Annotated in this window: 15 protein-coding genes and 1 rRNA gene; 4 read left to right on the top strand and 12 right to left on the bottom strand. The window is 47.1% G+C overall.

What is annotated here, in order from left to right:
- Position 1: 1 nt before the first annotated feature.
- Positions 2–1,539 (bottom strand): 16S ribosomal RNA (locus MMOL_RS00990).
- 497 nt (positions 1,540–2,036) lie between these two features.
- On the bottom strand, positions 2,037–3,236 hold the full coding sequence (tyrS, locus tag MMOL_RS00985; RefSeq protein WP_012777567.1) for a tyrosine--tRNA ligase: 1,200 nt from the start codon (positions 3,234–3,236) through the stop codon (positions 2,037–2,039).
- A gap of 107 nt (positions 3,237–3,343) precedes the next feature.
- Here tyrS and MMOL_RS00980 point away from each other — a divergent pair, with 107 nt between their 5' ends.
- The 3 genes from MMOL_RS00980 (at position 3,344) to gltA (ending at position 7,270) form a co-directional block, all read left to right on the top strand.
- Positions 3,344–4,726 carry a M23 family metallopeptidase gene (locus MMOL_RS00980; protein WP_012777566.1) on the top strand — a complete coding sequence of 461 codons (1,383 nt, stop codon included), beginning with the start codon at positions 3,344–3,346 and terminating at the stop codon, positions 4,724–4,726.
- Between the two features lie 23 nt (positions 4,727–4,749).
- Positions 4,750–5,850 carry an anhydro-N-acetylmuramic acid kinase gene (locus MMOL_RS00975; RefSeq protein ID WP_012777565.1) on the top strand — a complete coding sequence of 367 codons (1,101 nt, stop codon included), beginning with the start codon at positions 4,750–4,752 and terminating at the stop codon, positions 5,848–5,850.
- 121 nt (positions 5,851–5,971) lie between these two features.
- Entirely contained in the window at positions 5,972–7,270 is a 1,299-nt protein-coding gene (gene gltA, locus MMOL_RS00970) for a citrate synthase (protein WP_012777564.1), read from the top strand.
- Positions 7,271–7,573: 303 nt separating this feature from the next.
- Here the strand turns inward: gltA and erpA are convergent, their stop codons facing one another.
- The 6 genes from erpA to rplM form a co-directional block, all read right to left on the bottom strand.
- Positions 7,574–7,939 (bottom strand): iron-sulfur cluster insertion protein ErpA, encoded by a 366-nt coding sequence (gene erpA / locus MMOL_RS00965; RefSeq protein ID WP_012777563.1) that lies wholly within the window; start codon positions 7,937–7,939, stop codon positions 7,574–7,576.
- Positions 7,940–8,028: 89 nt separating this feature from the next.
- Positions 8,029–8,400: a bactofilin family protein gene (locus tag MMOL_RS00960; RefSeq protein ID WP_012777562.1), complete on the bottom strand. Its 372-nt coding sequence runs from the start codon at positions 8,398–8,400 to the stop codon at positions 8,029–8,031.
- A gap of 77 nt (positions 8,401–8,477) precedes the next feature.
- On the bottom strand, positions 8,478–8,828 hold the full coding sequence (locus tag MMOL_RS00955) for a DUF6776 family protein (protein ID WP_012777561.1): 351 nt from the start codon (positions 8,826–8,828) through the stop codon (positions 8,478–8,480).
- Positions 8,829–8,832: 4 nt separating this feature from the next.
- Complete coding sequence (argC, locus tag MMOL_RS00950; RefSeq protein ID WP_041928508.1) at positions 8,833–9,885, bottom strand: N-acetyl-gamma-glutamyl-phosphate reductase; 1,053 nt, start codon at positions 9,883–9,885, stop codon at positions 8,833–8,835.
- 119 nt (positions 9,886–10,004) lie between these two features.
- Positions 10,005–10,397 (bottom strand): 30S ribosomal protein S9, encoded by a 393-nt coding sequence (rpsI, locus tag MMOL_RS00945; RefSeq protein WP_012777559.1) that lies wholly within the window; start codon positions 10,395–10,397, stop codon positions 10,005–10,007.
- A 9-nt stretch (positions 10,398–10,406) separates the two neighbouring features.
- Positions 10,407–10,835, bottom strand: a complete 429-nt coding sequence (gene rplM / locus MMOL_RS00940) for a 50S ribosomal protein L13 (protein WP_012777558.1) — start codon at positions 10,833–10,835, stop codon at positions 10,407–10,409.
- 336 nt (positions 10,836–11,171) lie between these two features.
- On the opposite strand from rplM, the gene MMOL_RS00935 reads away from it, so the two are divergent.
- Positions 11,172–13,544, top strand: coding sequence for a type IV pilus assembly protein FimV (locus MMOL_RS00935; protein WP_012777557.1), 2,373 nt, complete (start codon positions 11,172–11,174; stop codon positions 13,542–13,544).
- A 140-nt stretch (positions 13,545–13,684) separates the two neighbouring features.
- On the opposite strand, the gene ubiA is transcribed toward MMOL_RS00935, so the two are convergent.
- The 4 genes from ubiA to MMOL_RS00915 all read right to left on the bottom strand — a co-directional run bounded on the left by ubiA (position 13,685) and on the right by MMOL_RS00915 (position 17,644).
- Positions 13,685–14,554 (bottom strand): 4-hydroxybenzoate octaprenyltransferase, encoded by an 870-nt coding sequence (gene ubiA, locus MMOL_RS00930; RefSeq protein WP_012777556.1) that lies wholly within the window; start codon positions 14,552–14,554, stop codon positions 13,685–13,687.
- The gene (locus MMOL_RS00925) at positions 14,551–15,099 is read right to left on the bottom strand and encodes a chorismate--pyruvate lyase family protein (protein WP_012777555.1); all 549 of its coding nucleotides are present in this window, start codon (positions 15,097–15,099) and stop codon (positions 14,551–14,553) included. The genes ubiA and MMOL_RS00925 overlap by 4 nt, the downstream gene beginning before the upstream one ends.
- A gap of 39 nt (positions 15,100–15,138) precedes the next feature.
- Entirely contained in the window at positions 15,139–17,181 is a 2,043-nt protein-coding gene (gene recG / locus MMOL_RS00920) for an ATP-dependent DNA helicase RecG (RefSeq protein ID WP_012777554.1), read from the bottom strand.
- 76 nt (positions 17,182–17,257) lie between these two features.
- Complete coding sequence (locus MMOL_RS00915; RefSeq protein WP_012777553.1) at positions 17,258–17,644, bottom strand: RidA family protein; 387 nt, start codon at positions 17,642–17,644, stop codon at positions 17,258–17,260.
- Positions 17,645–17,662 lie beyond the last annotated feature (18 nt).

The raw sequence follows: 17,662 nt of genomic DNA, 5'->3' as shown, positions 1-17,662 counted from the left end.
GAAAGGAGGTGATCCAGCCGCACCTTCCGATACGGCTACCTTGTTACGACTTCACCCCAGTCATGAATACTACCGTGGTAAGCGTCCCCCTTGCGGTTAGACTACCTACTTCTGGTAAAACCCACTCCCATGGTGTGACGGGCGGTGTGTACAAGGCCCGGGAACGTATTCACCGCGACATGCTGATCCGCGATTACTAGCGATTCCGACTTCATGTAGTCGAGTTGCAGACTACAATCCGGACTACGATCGGCTTTCTGGGATTGGCTCCACCTCGCGGCTTGGCAACCCTCTGTACCGACCATTGTATTACGTGTGAAGCCCTGGCCATAAGGGCCATGAGGACTTGACGTCATCCCCACCTTCCTCCGGTTTGTCACCGGCAGTCCCATTAAAGTGCCCAACTAAATGATGGCAATTAATGGCAAGGGTTGCGCTCGTTGCGGGACTTAACCCAACATCTCACGACACGAGCTGACGACAGCCATGCAGCACCTGTGTTAACGTTCTCTTTCGAGCACCAATCCATCTCTGGAAAGTTCGTTACATGTCAAGGCCAGGTAAGGTTTTTCGCGTTGCATCGAATTAATCCACATAATCCACCGCTTGTGCGGGCCCCCGTCAATTCCTTTGAGTTTTAATCTTGCGACCGTACTCCCCAGGCGGTCTACTTCACGCGTTAGCTGCGTTACTCATGGATTTTACTCCACCAACAACTAGTAGACATCGTTTAGGGCGTGGACTACCAGGGTATCTAATCCTGTTTGCTCCCCACGCTTTCGTGCATGAGCGTCAATATTATCCCAGGGGGCTGCCTTCGCCATTGGTATTCCTCCACATCTCTACGCATTTCACTGCTACACGTGGAATTCTACCCCCCTCTGACATATTCTAGTCTGGTAGTTTCAAACGCAGTTCCCAAGTTGAGCTCGGGGATTTCACATCTGACTTACCAAACCGCCTGCGCACGCTTTACGCCCAGTAATTCCGATTAACGCTCGCACCCTACGTATTACCGCGGCTGCTGGCACGTAGTTAGCCGGTGCTTCTTATCAAGGTACCGTCAACCTCACCCTTTATTAGAGGATAAGTTTTCTTCCCTTGCGAAAGAGCTTTACAACCCGAAGGCCTTCTTCACTCACGCGGAATGGCTGGATCAGGCTTTCGCCCATTGTCCAAAATTCCCCACTGCTGCCTCCCGTAGGAGTCTGGACCGTGTCTCAGTTCCAGTGTGGCTGGTCGTCCTCTCAGACCAGCTACTGATCGTCGCCTTGGTGAGCTTTTACCTCACCAACTAGCTAATCAGATATCGGCCGCTCCATTAACGCAAGGTCCGAAGATCCCCTGCTTTCCCCCGTAGGGCGTATGCGGTATTAGCTAACCTTTCGGTTAGTTATCCCCCATTATTGGATACGTTCCGATACATTACTCACCCGTTCGCCACTAATCAACCTAGCAAGCTAGGTTTCATCGTTCGACTTGCATGTGTAAAGCATTCCGCCAGCGTTCAATCTGAGCCAGGATCAAACTCTTCAGTTTAATTTCTGACTATTACTTTTTTCCTCTTTCGAGGTGGTTATTTCGCTTTTGCTTTATTACTTATAAATAAGTAATGACTCAAATTCATTTCCAAGGAATGTATTTCTACAGTCTTGTCATAAATTTCAGTGTAAGCACTTGTATTTTCTGAGTCTGAACTTAATGCCAATCAACTAAGTTAAATTTTAATGTAAACACTAAAACAAGTTAGTTGCGATTAAGTCAGCTGCTTTATCCACAAGCACCCACACTTATCAGTTGTTATATTGTTAAAGAACTTTTCGTTTCCGTCGTTACGCTTTGCGTTAACGAGGTGCGCATTATACAGAGCTTTTAAACCGCGTCAATACTAATTCTAAACATTTTCTAAATTAATATTAACTGTATAACTTATTACGCTTTTAATGCCTTTTTACTACCGCTCACCAACATCGTTTCATTAGCGAAGCGCGCATTCTACACACCTTCCAACCAAACCCATACTACTTTTTTCATTGTTACATTATTGTTACATTTGCAAACTTACGCTTACCTACCTGCGCCACCACACTGCTAGCTTTACTTAACATCAAACCCTTGTCTGTAACCTTCTCGCCGTCCAACTTAACGCCACCCTGCTCAATCGCACGAAACGCTTCTGAAGTACTCGCAACCAAGCCAGCCAACTTAAGTAACTGGGCCACGCCCACTTGCTCAGCATCAATCGTCACTGCCACCTCAGGCACATCATCCGGTATACCACCTTTGGAGCGCGTCTGAAAATCAGCCAAAGCTTTTTCTGCATCCGCTTGGCTATGGAAGCGCGCCACAATCTCTTGTGCGAAGCGTACTTTAATATCACGCGGGTTGCTGCCGTTAGCAACGTCCGCTTTCCATTGTGCAATAGTTTCCAGCGACTCAAATGAGAGCAACTCTACGTAACGCCACATTAACTCATCTGAGATCGACATGATTTTGGCGAAGATAATTTCCGGTGCTTCAGCGATACCTATATAGTTACCTAAAGATTTAGACATCTTATTTACGCCATCTAAGCCTTCTAGCAACGGCATAGTAAGTACACATTGCGGGCTCTGTCCAGCTTGCTTCTGCAGTTCACGCCCCATCAGCAAGTTAAACTTCTGATCGGTACCACCCAGCTCCACATCCGCATTTAGCGCAACAGAATCGTAACCTTGCAACAAAGGATAGAGGAACTCATGAATCGCAATCGGCTGGTTACCTTTAAAACGCTTGGAAAAGTCGTCACGCTCCAGCATACGCGCCACAGTGTGGCTAGCTGCCAACTTAAGCATACCTGCAGCGCCAAGCTCATTGAGCCATTTAGAGTTGAACACTACTTCGGTTTGCTCCGGCTTCAATATCTTGAATACCTGCGCAGTATAAGTCTTAGCGTTTTCCTGCACTTGCTCGGCAGTCAACGGCGGGCGCGTTGTGCTTTTACCGGTCGGGTCACCGATCATGCCGGTGAAGTCGCCAATCAGAAACAGCACTTTATGGCCAAGCTCCTGAAACTGACGTAGCTTATTAATAAGTACAGTATGCCCAAGATGCAAATCTGGCGCAGTGGGGTCAAAACCTGCCTTGATTTTTAATGGCTGACCTTTCTTAAGCTTCTCAACTAATTCGGCTTCGATTAGCAGCTCGTCTGCGCCACGTTTAATCACTGCAAGCTGTTGACTGATTTCAATATTCACGTTTTGACGTCCTTAAACTCTATGTATTTTTTTACTGCTAGTTTATTTGTGTAAACTCAATTTTCTGTTAGTATCAAGAGCTGAAATAATTAAGTAAAGGTTAGCCCGTGGATATTAACGAGCCCAATCATCACCAATCACCCCAAAACTCTATTTTAACGCAAAACGCCAATAAAGCTGAACGCAAGCAACAACGCTTATCAGAGCGTAAATTTAAGCTGCGTTGGGTATTGGCAATCTCTTGTCTTCCATTGTTTGGTATTTACACCGCGTTCGGTATCGCGCCGCAAACACTAACTTCCAACATTACGACTTCTATGGTTGTTGAAGAGGTGAGCCTACCCGCAGTTGAACAAGCACAGAATGATGATGCCAACTTAACCGAGAGGTTTTGGTATAAAGATTACGTACGCAGAGACGACACATTACAAAGCGTCTTGGCCAGAGTCAACATCCGCAACCGCGATGCCTTGGACTTTATTCGCACCGATAGCGTTGCTAGCGAAATCGCACGTTCCATCATTCCAGGCCGCCAAGTAAAGGCCGAGACCGATGCCGATGGCAATTTGTTTCATTTTGAATACCAGATCAATGCCGATGCATTCTTAACCATCACAAAAACTACTGATGGCTACAGCGCTAAGCAGGATGACCGTGTGTTAGAAGTACGCCCAATATTAAAATCAGCAAAAATCACCAGTTCACTATTTGGCGCAACCGATGCCGCCAACATTCCAGATAATATCGCGATTCAACTTGCCGATATTTTTGAAAGTGAAATCAACTTCCATACCGATTTACGCCGCGGCGATCACTTTAATGTAATTTATGAAGGCAGCTATGACCAAGGTGAATTAGTTAAAGTAGGCGAAGTGCTGGCAGCAGAGTTTGTGAACGACGGCAAGGTGTACCGCGCAGTGGGCTTCCGCGATGGCAATAACCAAATGCAATACTACACCCCAGAAGGTAAGAGCACTCATAAATCGTTCTTACGTTCACCATTAGAATTTAGCCGTGTCAGCTCAGGCTTTAGCGTAGCAAGATTCCACCCGGTACTGCAAAGAATGCGTGCACACAAGGGCGTAGACTTTGCCGCACCTACCGGCACTCGCATTAAAGCATCTGCCGATGCTGTGGTTGATTTTGTCGGTCAAAAAGGCGGCTATGGCAACGTGATTGTGCTGAAACATGCAAATGGTGTAAGCACTTTATACGGCCATCTTTCACGCTTTGCACCAGAACTGCGTCGTGGCGCTAAAATCACACAAGGCCAGATGATAGGCTTTGTTGGAATGTCTGGCGTGGCGACTGGTCCGCACTTGCATTATGAGTTCTTGATCAACGGCCAGCACCAAGACCCAATGAAAGTTGCTTTGCCTAAAGCCAATATTCTTCAGGGTAGTAATAAAGCTAAATTTGAGTCTACCAGCAGCCAAATGACTGCGCAGCTCAGATTGCTGGGCACCAGCAATATCGCAGCTTTAGAATAATTTAGTAGCACCAGACCTCCATCATGGCTAGCGAGCTTTTTATCGGCTTAATGTCGGGCACTAGCCTAGATGGAGTAGACGTTGCTTTGGTAAAATTTGACCATGCGCAACAGCTACAACTGTTAAAAACCCATTTCGTAGCCTACCCTGTAGAGCTACGCACTCAAATTCTCGCGTTACAGCACCCAACAGCCAACGAACTGGAAACAACAGCACAAATGGGCAATACCCTTGCCCAACTCTATGCAGATGCAGTCAATGCGTTGCTTGCCAATGCTCAATTAAACTCCAGTACCATCACTGCTATAGGCTGCCACGGCCAAACCATCAGACACCGCCCAGAATTAGGCTTTACCATGCAAATTGGCAATGCAGCGTTACTAAGCGAACTGACCGGCATCACCGTAATAAGCGACTTTAGAAGCAGAGATATTGCTGCTGGCGGCCAAGGCGCACCTTTGGTGCCAGCCTTTCATCGAGATGTATTTAGCCACAGCACCCGTAATCGCGCCATTATCAATATCGGCGGGATTGCCAATATTACCTACCTAAGCACTACCGGCACTGTATTTGGCTTTGACTCAGGCCCCGGCAATATGCTACTGGATGCCTGGATTAAACAACATTTAGACTTAGACTACGACGCGGATGGTCAGTGGGCCAGCACCGGCAATACGATTAAGCCCTTGCTCGCCAGCATGCTGAGCGAGCCTTACTTTGCTGCCGCACCGCCCAAAAGTACAGGCCGCGATTTGTTTAACACAAGCTGGCTCAACCACCACTTGAGCCAATCAGCCTGTGCAGCCCATGATGTTGCACGCACCCTAGTAGCACTAAGTGCGCACTCTATCACCGATGCTGTACGCCAACATTGCGGCCAGGTAGATGAAATCTACCTATGCGGCGGCGGCGCCAAAAACAAATTACTGCAAAATGAATTGCAAGCGCTGATGACTGACATCACCATCGCCACCACAGAGCAGTTGGGTATGGGCGTAGACTGGGTGGAAGCGATTGCCTTTGCATGGCTAGCCAAGCAATGCATCACCAAACAAACAGCAAACTTGCCGCAAGTCACCGGCGCCAAAGGCCTACGTATTTTAGGTGCGATTTACCAAGCCTAGTTTTACCAAACCCAAACCTACCTAGCCTAGTAAGCTGTTAATTAGTAAGCTATTAACATGTATCTGCTTGCTTTGATAAAGTATAATCACACCCAATGATGATTAGAACTGCAAAAACACCATGAAAAACAACACAAGTACCGCAACACTCAGCTTCGAGAATGGCAAGTCACCGATTGAATTACCGATGCTTTCTGGCTCATTGGGCAACGATGTCATTGACATCCGCAGCTTAGGCAAACACGGCGTATATACTTACGATCCCGGCTTTATGTCTACCGCAGCATGTAACTCCAACATCACTTATATTGATGGTGAGCAAGGTTTACTGTATCACCGCGGTTACCCCATTGAAGAATTGGCTGAGCACTGTGACTACTTGGAAGTAGCCTACTTGCTAATGCACGGTGAACTGCCAAATAGCACTGAGAAGCAGCAATTTACCGACACCATCACCGGTAGCACCATGCTGCATGATCAGCTCAGCAACATTTTCCGTGGATTTAGACGTGATGCGCACCCAATGGCGGTGATGGTGGGTGTAGTGGGTTCGCTCTCTGCATTCTATTTTGATTCCATGGACATTCTTAACCCTAAGCATCGCGAGATATCTGCGCACCGCTTACTGGCTAAAGTGCCAACCATCGCAGCTTGGAGCTACAAGTACAATATAGGCCAGCCATTTATGTACCCGCAGAATCATTTGAACTATGCGGAAAACTTTATGTACATGATGTTTGCTACACCATGTGAGCAATATGTGCCCAACCCGGTATTAGCAAAAGCTTTTGAGCGAATCCTAATCTTGCACGCAGACCACGAGCAAAACGCGTCAACATCGACCGTACGTCTCGTAGGCTCCAGTGGTGCTAATCCGTTTGCATGTATCTCTGCAGGCATTGCCTCACTATGGGGCCCAGCGCACGGCGGCGCTAACGAAGCCACGCTGAACATGCTGGAGGAAATTGGTGATGTTTCACGTATTGGTGAGTTCATTAACCGCGCCAAAGACAAAACCGACAGCTTCAGACTAATGGGCTTCGGTCACCGCGTGTACCGTAACATGGACCCCAGAGCCGCCATTATGAGAAAAACCTGTCATGAAGTGCTTGATGTATTAGGGCTCAACAATGACCCGATGTTCAAGCTGGCATTAGCTTTAGAGAAAATTGCGCTGGAAGACGAATACTTTGTGTCACGCAAACTTTATCCTAACGTAGACTTCTACAGCGGCATTGTGATGCGCGCGATGGGCATTCCTAACAGCATGTTTACCGCCATCTTTGCACTCGCTAGAACCGCAGGCTGGATTGCACAGTGGTCTGAAATGCACTCTGACCCTGAAGCTAAAATTGGCAGACCACGCCAGCTTTACACAGGCTCAGCAAAACGCCCATTTGTGGAATTAAACAAAAGATAATAATCTTAGTCTAATAATCTGAACCATAGATGCCAAGTCAGTTCGGGCGCAGTACCGCAGCAATTGCACCTGAACTGCAAGTAATTTTAGTGCTGCACCAGTTCTTTACAGCACGCAGCCACAACACTCAAATAATCCACTAAGATCCAGCACAGACTGACTCCCGCAGCGATGGATAAAGACACACGTCCATTGATGCATACTGGCGCTAAAAAAATAAAACACGCCTGATGAGTAGATACCTATGCATCTCTACTCATCAGGCGTGCCTTAAAATCTAGCTAAATCTAAACTGCGCTTAGTTTAAACTGAGAATGATGAACCGCAACCGCAGGTTGTCTGCGCATTCGGATTACGAATCACGAATTGTGAACCCTGCAAGCTGTCTTGGTAATCAATCTCTGCACCCATTAAGTACTGTAAGCTCATAGGATCGATCAACAAAGTTACAGTATCTTTCTGCACTTGGGTGTCGTCGTCATTCACTTCTTCCTCAAACGTAAAACCATACTGGAAGCCTGAACAACCGCCACCGCTTACAAAAACGCGCAACTTGAGATCTGGCGAACCTTCTTCTTCAATTAACTCTTTTACCTTTTTCGCTGCATTATCGGTAAAAACTAAAGGTGAAGGAATGTCTAATTCCTGAACTTCTGCAACTGTACTCATGGTGTACTCCTAAAATTTCAATAAAATATTTTCACTAATATGCGACCTAACGCACTGAATTTCAATAGCAAAAGCCAAAAAACACTAGCTTATTCTGCATTATCATCCAAATAAACCAATTTTCCTTCGATCACGGCACCGGTATGCATCTCTAAGGTGTTGTAATAAACATCGCCAGTCACACGCGCTTTGGTTTGCAGCTCAATAAACTGTGTTGCTTTCACCGGGCCAACTACAGTACCGTTCACCACCATTTTAGATGCAGTAATCGCGCCTTCAATACGGCCTAACTCACTAAGTATTAGTGTGCTCGGTTGGTCATTAGGTTCAGCTACAGTGCCAATTACCGTGCCATCAACACGCAAACCGCCAGAAAAATGGATGTTACCTTCGACTCGAGTGCCCACGCCAATCAATGTGTCTATGGTGTTTTGCACGCGGTTACTTTTTTTAAAAAACATCGTAAATCCTCTAAACTTTGATAGCTAACTCATTCATAGACTACTACGCATGGTACTGCCATAAAAAGTAAGTACGATTACCTTTTACTATTGGTCATATTCTTATAAAAAGCTAAATCTTCTTTAATATGAATATTCTCATCCTGCACTTCACGCAACTCTTTGGTTAAAACACTCTGTGCGGCTTGTTCAATTTGCAACTGTCGCTCCACTTGTATCACTTTGGTATTCAATGCCTGATTATCCAGCATGGTCTGACGCAAACTCTCATTGCCTGTAGCATATTGCCAATAAGCAGCAAAATAACCCAAGCCAACAAAGACAAAGGCTGCACCGGTCTGAAAGTACCATGGACGCTTGGAGCGCACGGCCACTTGCTTGGCAGTTAGCCCAAAATGACGGCGAATTCTACGGCGAACGGGCTTCATTCTGTTAAGGTAACAACGGCAGCACTTCTAGTCCGCTGCGTTCATCAAAGCCAAACATGATATTCATATTTTGTACGGCTTGGCCGGCAGCACCTTTTACCAAGTTATCCTGTACCACCACTAAGGTTAAATAACCCGCGGCCTGCTGTTTATGCAAAGCGATACGCAACTGATTAGAGCCACGCACAGAGCGCGTTTCTGGCAGCGCACCGGCTGGCATCACATCCACAAAACGCTCATGTTGGTAACGTTGCTCATATAAAGCTTGCAAATCTACCGCTTGTGCAGCGTCAGTCAGCTTCACGTAAATGGTAGACAACATGCCGCGTATCATCGGGATAAGGTGTGGCACAAAAATAAACTGAATATCGGCATTGGCCAATTGCGTCAGCTGTGCATGAATCTCAGGGTGGTGGCGATGCCCTGCTACACCATACGCCTTCATGCTATCACTAGACTCTGCAAATAGCGTGGCGACTTCAGCTTTGCGGCCTGCACCAGACACGCCTGATTTCGCATCAGCCACAATCGGTGCAGAAAAATCAATATAGCCCTGCTCAAGCAATGGCGCCAAACCTAGCAGCACAGTGGTCGGATAGCAGCCTGGGTTACCAATCACCTTAGCCGATTTAATACTGTCACGATTAAGTTCAGGGATGCCATACACCGCATCACGTAACACATCGGGACAGCTATGCGGCATTTTGTACCACTTCTCGAATACGGCGGTATCTTGCAGACGGAAGTCCGCCGCAAGGTCAATAACTTTCACATTGGCATCTAACAACACCTGCGCCTGACTCATGGCCACACCATGAGGCGTAGCAAAAAATACGACGTCGCACGCAGTTAAATTTGCCGAGGCAGGGTCGGAAAACGACAAATCAACATAGCCACGCAAACTAGGGAACATATCAGCAACGGGCAGGCCAGCGTCACCACGCGAGGTAATCGCCGTTAACTCTACATCTGGATGCAACGCCAATAGGCGCAACAACTCGACACCAGTATACCCAGTGCCGCCAACAATCCCTACTTTAATCTTTTTCGATGCCATGTTGTTTATATTCATTTACCAAGTGTATTGATGATCAGTGTACTGATTATAAGCGCTCTATCTTTTTCATCCAATAAAAAAGGCCGCCAAAGCGACCTTTTTCCAATCCAACCGCCAGATTAGCGTTTAGAGAATTGTTTACGACGACGTGCTTTGCGTAGACCAACTTTTTTACGCTCAACTTCACGTGCATCACGTGTTACATAACCAGCGTTTGACAATGCACTTTTCAGTGTAGCGTCAAAGTCGATCAAAGCACGTGTAATGCCATGACGAACTGCACCAGCTTGACCAGACTCACCACCACCGATTACGTTAACCATGATGTCGAAGCTAGCTGTGTTGTTTGTTAACTCTAAAGGTTGACGCAAAATCATGCGTGATGTCACGCGTGAGAAATACTCATCAACTGGCTTGTCATTAACAATGATGTTGCCTTTACCTGATTTCAAGAACACGCGCGCCACTGAACTTTTGCGGCGGCCTGTACCGTAGTTATATTTACCGATCATTTTTTATCCTTAGATGGTCAATGGTTGCGGTTGTTGTGCCGCATGGTCATGCTCACTACCTGCATAAACCTTCATTTTTTTGATCATTGCATAGCCTAAAGGACCTTTAGGCAACATGCCTTTAACCGCTTTTTCTAAAGCGCGACCTGGGAAACGATCTTGCATTTTAGAGAATGTAGTTGTTGTGATACCGCCTGGATAACCAGAGTGACGGTGGTAAAGCTTACCATCCGCTTTGTTACCAGTTACAATTAATTTGTCGGCATTAATAACAACTATATAATCACCTGTATCAACGTGAGGCGTATAAATTGTTTTATGTTTGCCGCGTAAACGGTGTGCAACTGCGCTAGCTAAACGGCCTAGCACTAGGTCTGTGGCATCAACCACAAACCAATCGCGCTTCACTTCGTGTGATTTTGCTGAAAAGGTTTTCATCGTGTTACCAATACTGTGAGCTAAAAAAATTAAGAGGCGGATTTTATGCTAAACAAATACGTCTTGTCAAACAGTATTATACTGTTCGCTCAATATTTTTAAGTTTATTGCTGACTTGCAATAACATGTTTAGCGCCATATCAAGCAACTCGCATCCATATATTGCTTGATATTCACACCAACACATAACATTGGCATGAGTTGTGCTTTTTGTTATGGTAGTGTTACATTGCATTGTAAGCGCTTTACCATAGCCTGTCTGCACATACGAGATTCTAACAGACCGGCTTAACAATGCAATAAAAATTAGCATAACAATTTGAAAACAAACATATTTTGAGATTATTCATATCCCTTATTTTTGCCTTCTATGCCAACGCGAGCCTCGCGCTAGGTTTGGGTGAAGCTACGCTTAAATCGTATCTGGGTGAATCACTCATTGTTAAATTAAATGTCACAGACGTTGAAAAGTCGCCAGATATCAGCTGTTTTACAATAACCGACACCAACGACACACCTGCCTTTAAGAAGGCATTCTCTACACTAAGTTCAGTAAAAGATGGTTACTTGCTCACGATCACCACGCAGTCTGTGATTACCGAGCCGATTCTTAGCCTGCGCGTTTCCTATCATTGCGAACCACAACTGCACCGTGACTATGTTTTACTACTAGACCCTGCATCTACTCAGAGCGAAGCAGCTATTAGCACTACCACAGCCAGTGCAAGCAACAATGCTGGCAAGCAAGTGGGCGGCAAAACTAAACCTTCAAGCAATGCAGACGCAAACGGCTACACAGCTGATGACGCCAACAGTTATGCGCCACCAGCCAAGGCAAAACGTAAACCCAAGAAACGCCACGCCAACACGGCATCCAGTGCTGATGAAAAAATCATGGAAGCCTATGTAGGCAAGCCCAGTACAAAACCGACACCAGCGGCTAGCGTCAGTGAGCCCGCTGTACCTGTTAAACCAGAACCAGTTAAACCAGATGCCGCCAGCAAGCCATACTTAAGTATTTCTGGTGGCAGCTTGCCAGCGGATGCATCAGGGGCAGAACATAAACTTAGCCTACAGTTTGCAACACAAATAGATTTAGATCGTGCACCGCCTGCCACCTCACCTAGCAGCACCGACGTAGAGGATGAGGCAACCATGATATCGAATCGACTGGCACATCTTGAAAAACAGATTATCAGCCTGCAAACACAAAACACATTATTAAAAAATGAAGCCGTGCAAGCAAAAAATGCGTTAGCCGAGCAGCAATCTGGCTGGTTAAACTACGCCTGGATGGTAGCAGCTGCGATACTGGCATTCGCGGCACTAGAATGGCTACGCCGTGCCATTATTACCAAACGCCTGATAAAACAAGAGCAGGATTGGTTTAATGCGGACGGCGATACAGATAACGAACAAGCATCACTCAGGACGACAACACAGCCCACTGCTGATTACAAGGTAAGCAAAGATAATGATTTTTCAGACAGCTTTCTTGACGACTATACAGACGACGAAGGCACACCGACAATGCCCGCCAAGAGCGGCATTTTAGCGCCCGCAGAACAGACAAGTGATGAGCACGACAGCATTATAGACAATGCAGATGTTTTTATTGAGCATGAGCGTCCACTATTGGCAATTCAGTTACTGCAAAATCATTTGAATGACTTTCCGGCTGAGTCACCCAAAATCTGGCTTAAGTTGTTATCACTCCTTGGCAAAGAAGGTACGGAAGCTGAGTATGATGCAACCGTGGTGGAAGCCAACAAATATTTTAATATCAAAGCGCCGAACTTCGCCGATGCTAACAAAGAAGATACTGCCTCAATTGAAGAATATTCAAATATCGTGGCTAGACTTGAGGGCGCTTGGGGCTCACCATTTGCCGTTAAGTTCTTGCATGATTTGATTTACGATCAATACGCACAGCCGGCAGAGGGCTTCTCACCCAATAACTTTGAAGAGCTGCTCTTCTTAAAACGCATTGCCGAGTTGCTTAACACCGGCATTGCTGCTAACCAGCGCACACCGTACCACAGCACCACATCCAAGGCGGCGAGCGAGCGTAGCACTCCAACTCGCAGCGCTTCAGATAACGCCGCCGTCTTTAATACTGCTGCTTTTAATAGCGATGCTTTTGGCAATGACAGCGCTTTTGATGCCGCCACAGACGATTTAGACAAGACAAAATCCAAAGCAAACACGATTAGCGATGCAGACTTTACGGTTGCACCATTCCCGGAGACATCAGAGAAACCGACATGGGGCAGGCCGACACAGGAAGACATGAACGCGCAATTCGCGAACTCACCGTTTCAAAAAGTGCCGTCTTACGAAGTAGACATGCTGGCCGACTTTGATGACCACATGGAGATCGTGGTACCAAGCTTTAGTGGCGAACCCTTTGACAATGCAAACTTTGCCAACCAAGGCGCGGGTAAGCAAGCAGATCTAGCGCAAAAGTCTGAAGACTTCGCTGCACCAAACTTAGCTACACCAAACTTAGCTACACCAAGCTTGGCAGCCGCACCTAATGATATGGCAGAAGAGTTTCTGTTCCCCCTAGATACCTATCCAGAAGATATCTACTCAGACGAAACAGTGCCCACCGAGGCTACAACAAGTGAAACTGAGGAAGAATCAGCCCGCAAGAAAAGCAAAGATTCCAACATTATTGAATGGGATTTACCTAAATCCGATAAGTAAATCCTAGAGTAAACCCAAGAAATAATGCCGACCAATCACAGCGCGCCAATACCACACACTCAAACTAATAGGCTCATATTTAAACGCGTGTGTTTATAACTCGTGTCATTTAATTACCCTTAAGTACTTTGAGTCGCGACTTAAACCCAGTAATGCGCAAGCAAACCGGCAAACACAAAGAAACCAAACCAGTTATTGCCTAAGAACGCCTGAAAGCATTTTGCCCTGACGCGGCCTCTAATCAAATAGTAGTGATACACCGCTACGCCGGCAGCCAAACCCAAACCGAAAAAATACACACAGGACAGCTCAAGCAGATAGCCAGCAACACCTAACAGCAGCAAGGTCATGCCATAACACAGCATAATAGCGCCCACATCAAAGCGACCAAAAGTAATAGCGGATGATTTAATGCCTATTTTTAAGTCATCTTCCCTATCCACCATCGCGTATTCAGTATCGTAGGCAATCGCCCAGAACACATTTGCACACAACAGCAACCACGCCACGGCAGGAACCGCATCGGTCACTGCAGCAAACGCCATAGGGATACCAAAACCAAAAGCCACGCCTAAATATGCCTGTGGCATCACAAAAAAACGCTTGGTTAGCGGGTATGTCATGGCTAAAAATAAGGCCAACACTGACAACTGAATGGTTAACGTATTCAGTAGGCAGACTAGGCCAAAGGCGATGACACTGAGCGCTAATGCCAATAAATACGCTTCTTTTTTAGTCACTTCTTTATTGGGTAAAGGGCGAAACTGCGTACGCTCCACCATGCCATCGTACTGGCTATCAGCGATATCGTTCATCACGCAGCCGGCACTACGCATCAAAACTGTGCCAGTTACAAAAATCAGCACCATAATCCAATCTGGCTTACCGGCTGCGGCAATCAATAACGCCCATAACGTGGGCCAAAGCAACAGCAAAATGCCGATTGGTTTATCTAAACGCATCAAGCGTTCGTAGCTATTAATCTTTTTGACTAAGTCTTGTAGTTTCATGGGATAACAATGCTCGGCAAGAAAACTTCAGTAACCATAATGCTAGCGCAGCCCAGACTGAACACTGAGCGGCGCGCCCACAGATAGCTGGGCTTAACCATTAGATGGTTGCTCGCATGCTGATACAGCACGTGATTAGATGTGAGTTTTTTATAACTTAATGCGGTGCGCTTGACTTTGGGGTTGGCGAACAAGGTGGCTCCCAGCGGTTTGTTACCCAGCCTACCCAAGCCATGCCACACACCACGCAAACCGTTGCTTGGCAGTACGCTATGCGCAAACACCACAGCTGCGCCACCGCCACACAGCAGTACATTACGCACCAGCGCAACTTTATCCGCAGCTAAACTTAGCAGAGCAGCCTCATCTCGGTTTGGTTTATGCAGCGCCACGGTGAGCGGTGCCACATAAAAATCCACATAGGTTTGCTGTAATTTAGCGGTTAAGGATTGGGCATGCATCAGCCATGGACGGTAGGTGCGGCTGTGCAATGGTTTAACTAACCAGCGATAGCGTGCTTGAGGGGTGTTTTTACGTATTTTCACGGCAGAATTATCGCATGTAGTGAATAAAATCCGGAACCATCACACCTTAACCAGCTCGCCGGCAGTACTCATCCAGCGATCCAAATGTCGCTCAACTTCTGCTGGATAGCTTTGCAGCAACTTATCTGCTGCTGCCTTTGCCGCCTCCAGCAAATCCACATCGCGCTCTAAATCGGCAATTTTCAACATGGGTACACCGCTTTGGCGCACACCCAGCAACTCACCGGGGCCACGTATTTGCAAGTCGGCCTGCGCAATAGCAAAACCATCATTACTTTCATAAATTACTTTCAATCTGGCACGTGCAGTTTCAGACAACTTATTCTGGTAGAGCAAAATGCAGGTGCTTTTTGCCGCGCCCCTACCCACGCGGCCGCGTAATTGGTGCAATTGCGATAGCCCCATACGCTCTGCATGCTCAATCACCATCAGGCTGGCATTAGGCACATCCACCCCCACCTCGATTACGGTGGTAGCGACCAATAACTGCGTATGCCCTGCACTGAACTCGGCCATCACAGCCTGTTTCTCACTGGGCTTCATCCGGCCATGCACCAAGCCAATCCTCAACTCGGGAAACTCCTCTTGCATCAGTGCATAAGTATCATTGGCTGTTGCTAGTTGCAGCGCTTCTGACTCTTCAATCAGCGGACATACCCAATAGGCCTGATTACCCTGCAAGCACGCCTCGCGCACGCGCTGCAAAATTTCTTCGCGCCTAGCGTCAGACACGATTTTGGTCACGATAGGTGAGCGTCCAGGCGGCAATTCATCAATCACCGACACATCAAGGTCTGCGTAATAACTCATGGAAAGCGTACGTGGAATCGGTGTGGCAGACATCATCAGCTGATGTGGCTCAGGCTGGCCTTTTTGACGCAACGCCAAGCGCTGATGCACGCCAAACCGGTGCTGCTCATCAATGATAGCCAATCCCAGGCTTTTAAAGCGCACCGCCTCTTGAAACAAGGCATGCGTGCCCACCACTAGCTTGGCCTCACCATTGGCAATAGATGCCAGCGCAGTATCGCGGTCTTTTTTACTCTGGCTGCCTGTAAGCCAGGCAATCTTGATATCGAGCGGCTGCAGCCAACTCAGCATCTTACGATAATGCTGTTCCGCTAAAATTTCCGTAGGTGCCATTAGCGCAACCTGCCAGCCATTTTCCACGCATTGCAAGGCAGCCATGCATGCCACAATGGTCTTGCCGCTGCCGACATCCCCTTGTAGCAAGCGCTGCATTGGGTGTGCCTGCGTTAAATCATGCTCGATTTCCAACGCTACTTTCTGCTGTGCGCTGGTTAACGCAAACGGCAAACTTTTCAGCAAGGCAGAAATCAGCTGTTTAGAACGCTTGAATTGCGGAGCACTCACGCTGCGGCGGCGCGCATAATGTTTACGCATAGATAACTGCTGTGCTAACAACTCATCAAAGGCTAAGCGCCGCCAATGTGCCGTGCTTTTATTTTCCAGCGCGCGCAGACTGACCTCAGGGTGAGGATGATGCAATGCCACCAAACTTGCAGCAAAACTAGGCAGGTTTAAATCGGCATATAACGCTGCCGGCAAGGTTTCATGCATCTCACCTTGCTGCTGCAAGGCAATACCGATCGCCTTACGCAGACTAGCTTGGCTCAAACCAGCAACCGTGGGATAAACCGGTGTTAAGGTTTCTGCCACGATGGTTTTTTCACCTACGGCTTTGCAGGTAGGATGCACCATTTCATAGCCAAAGAAACCGCTACGCACCTCACCATAGACACGTAGCGTATTGCCGACTTTGAGTGCATTAATCTGGCTGGGGTAAAAATGTAGAAAACGTAACGTGAGCTGACCACTGGCATCCTCCAGCCTGGCAATCAATGCCTTGCGTGGCTTATAGCTGACCTCGGCATGGACAATTTCTCCCTCCACCTGCGCCGACTCGCCCATGCGTAAATCACGCACTGCGGTGACATGGGTTTCATCAATATAACGTAGCGGTAGATGGAGCAATAAGCCCTGTAGATTGCTAATGCCCAATTTTGCCAGGTTGGCAATCATGGGTTTGGTATAGGCTTTAATTTGAGTGAGTTGCGTCACATTGAATAGGCTGACCTAAGACAACTTTACCTAACAACGTAAATTAAAGTGTGTCTTAAGCCAGCAGATGGCTTACTTAAATCACCATCACGGCATCAGCTTCAACCAGCGCGTTGCGTGGCAATGAAGCAACACCTACCGCAGCGCGTGCTGGGTATGGCTGACTAAAGTACTCAGCCATAATGGTATTCACCAAAGTGAAATGGGATAAATCCGTTAGGAAAATATTCAGTTTAGCCACATCTGCCAAGCTACCACCTGCCGCGTCAGCTACCGCTCTTAGATTGGTAAACACGCGGTGTATTTGCGCCTCAATCCCATCGACCATTTGCATGGTTACTGGGTCCAAGCCAATTTGACCTGATAGATACACGGTATTGCCTACTTTAACCGCTTGTGAGTAAGTGCCAATGGCTGCCGGTGCGCCTTCTGTTTGAATAATTTGTTTTGTATTAGTTGTCATTTAGTTAAACCACGGTTT

The organism is Methylotenera mobilis JLW8 (assembly GCF_000023705.1).
Taxonomy (GTDB): domain Bacteria; phylum Pseudomonadota; class Gammaproteobacteria; order Burkholderiales; family Methylophilaceae; genus Methylotenera; species Methylotenera mobilis.
Note: the sequence above shows the minus strand (reverse complement) of the source record. Positions and strands in the feature narration are given on the sequence as shown.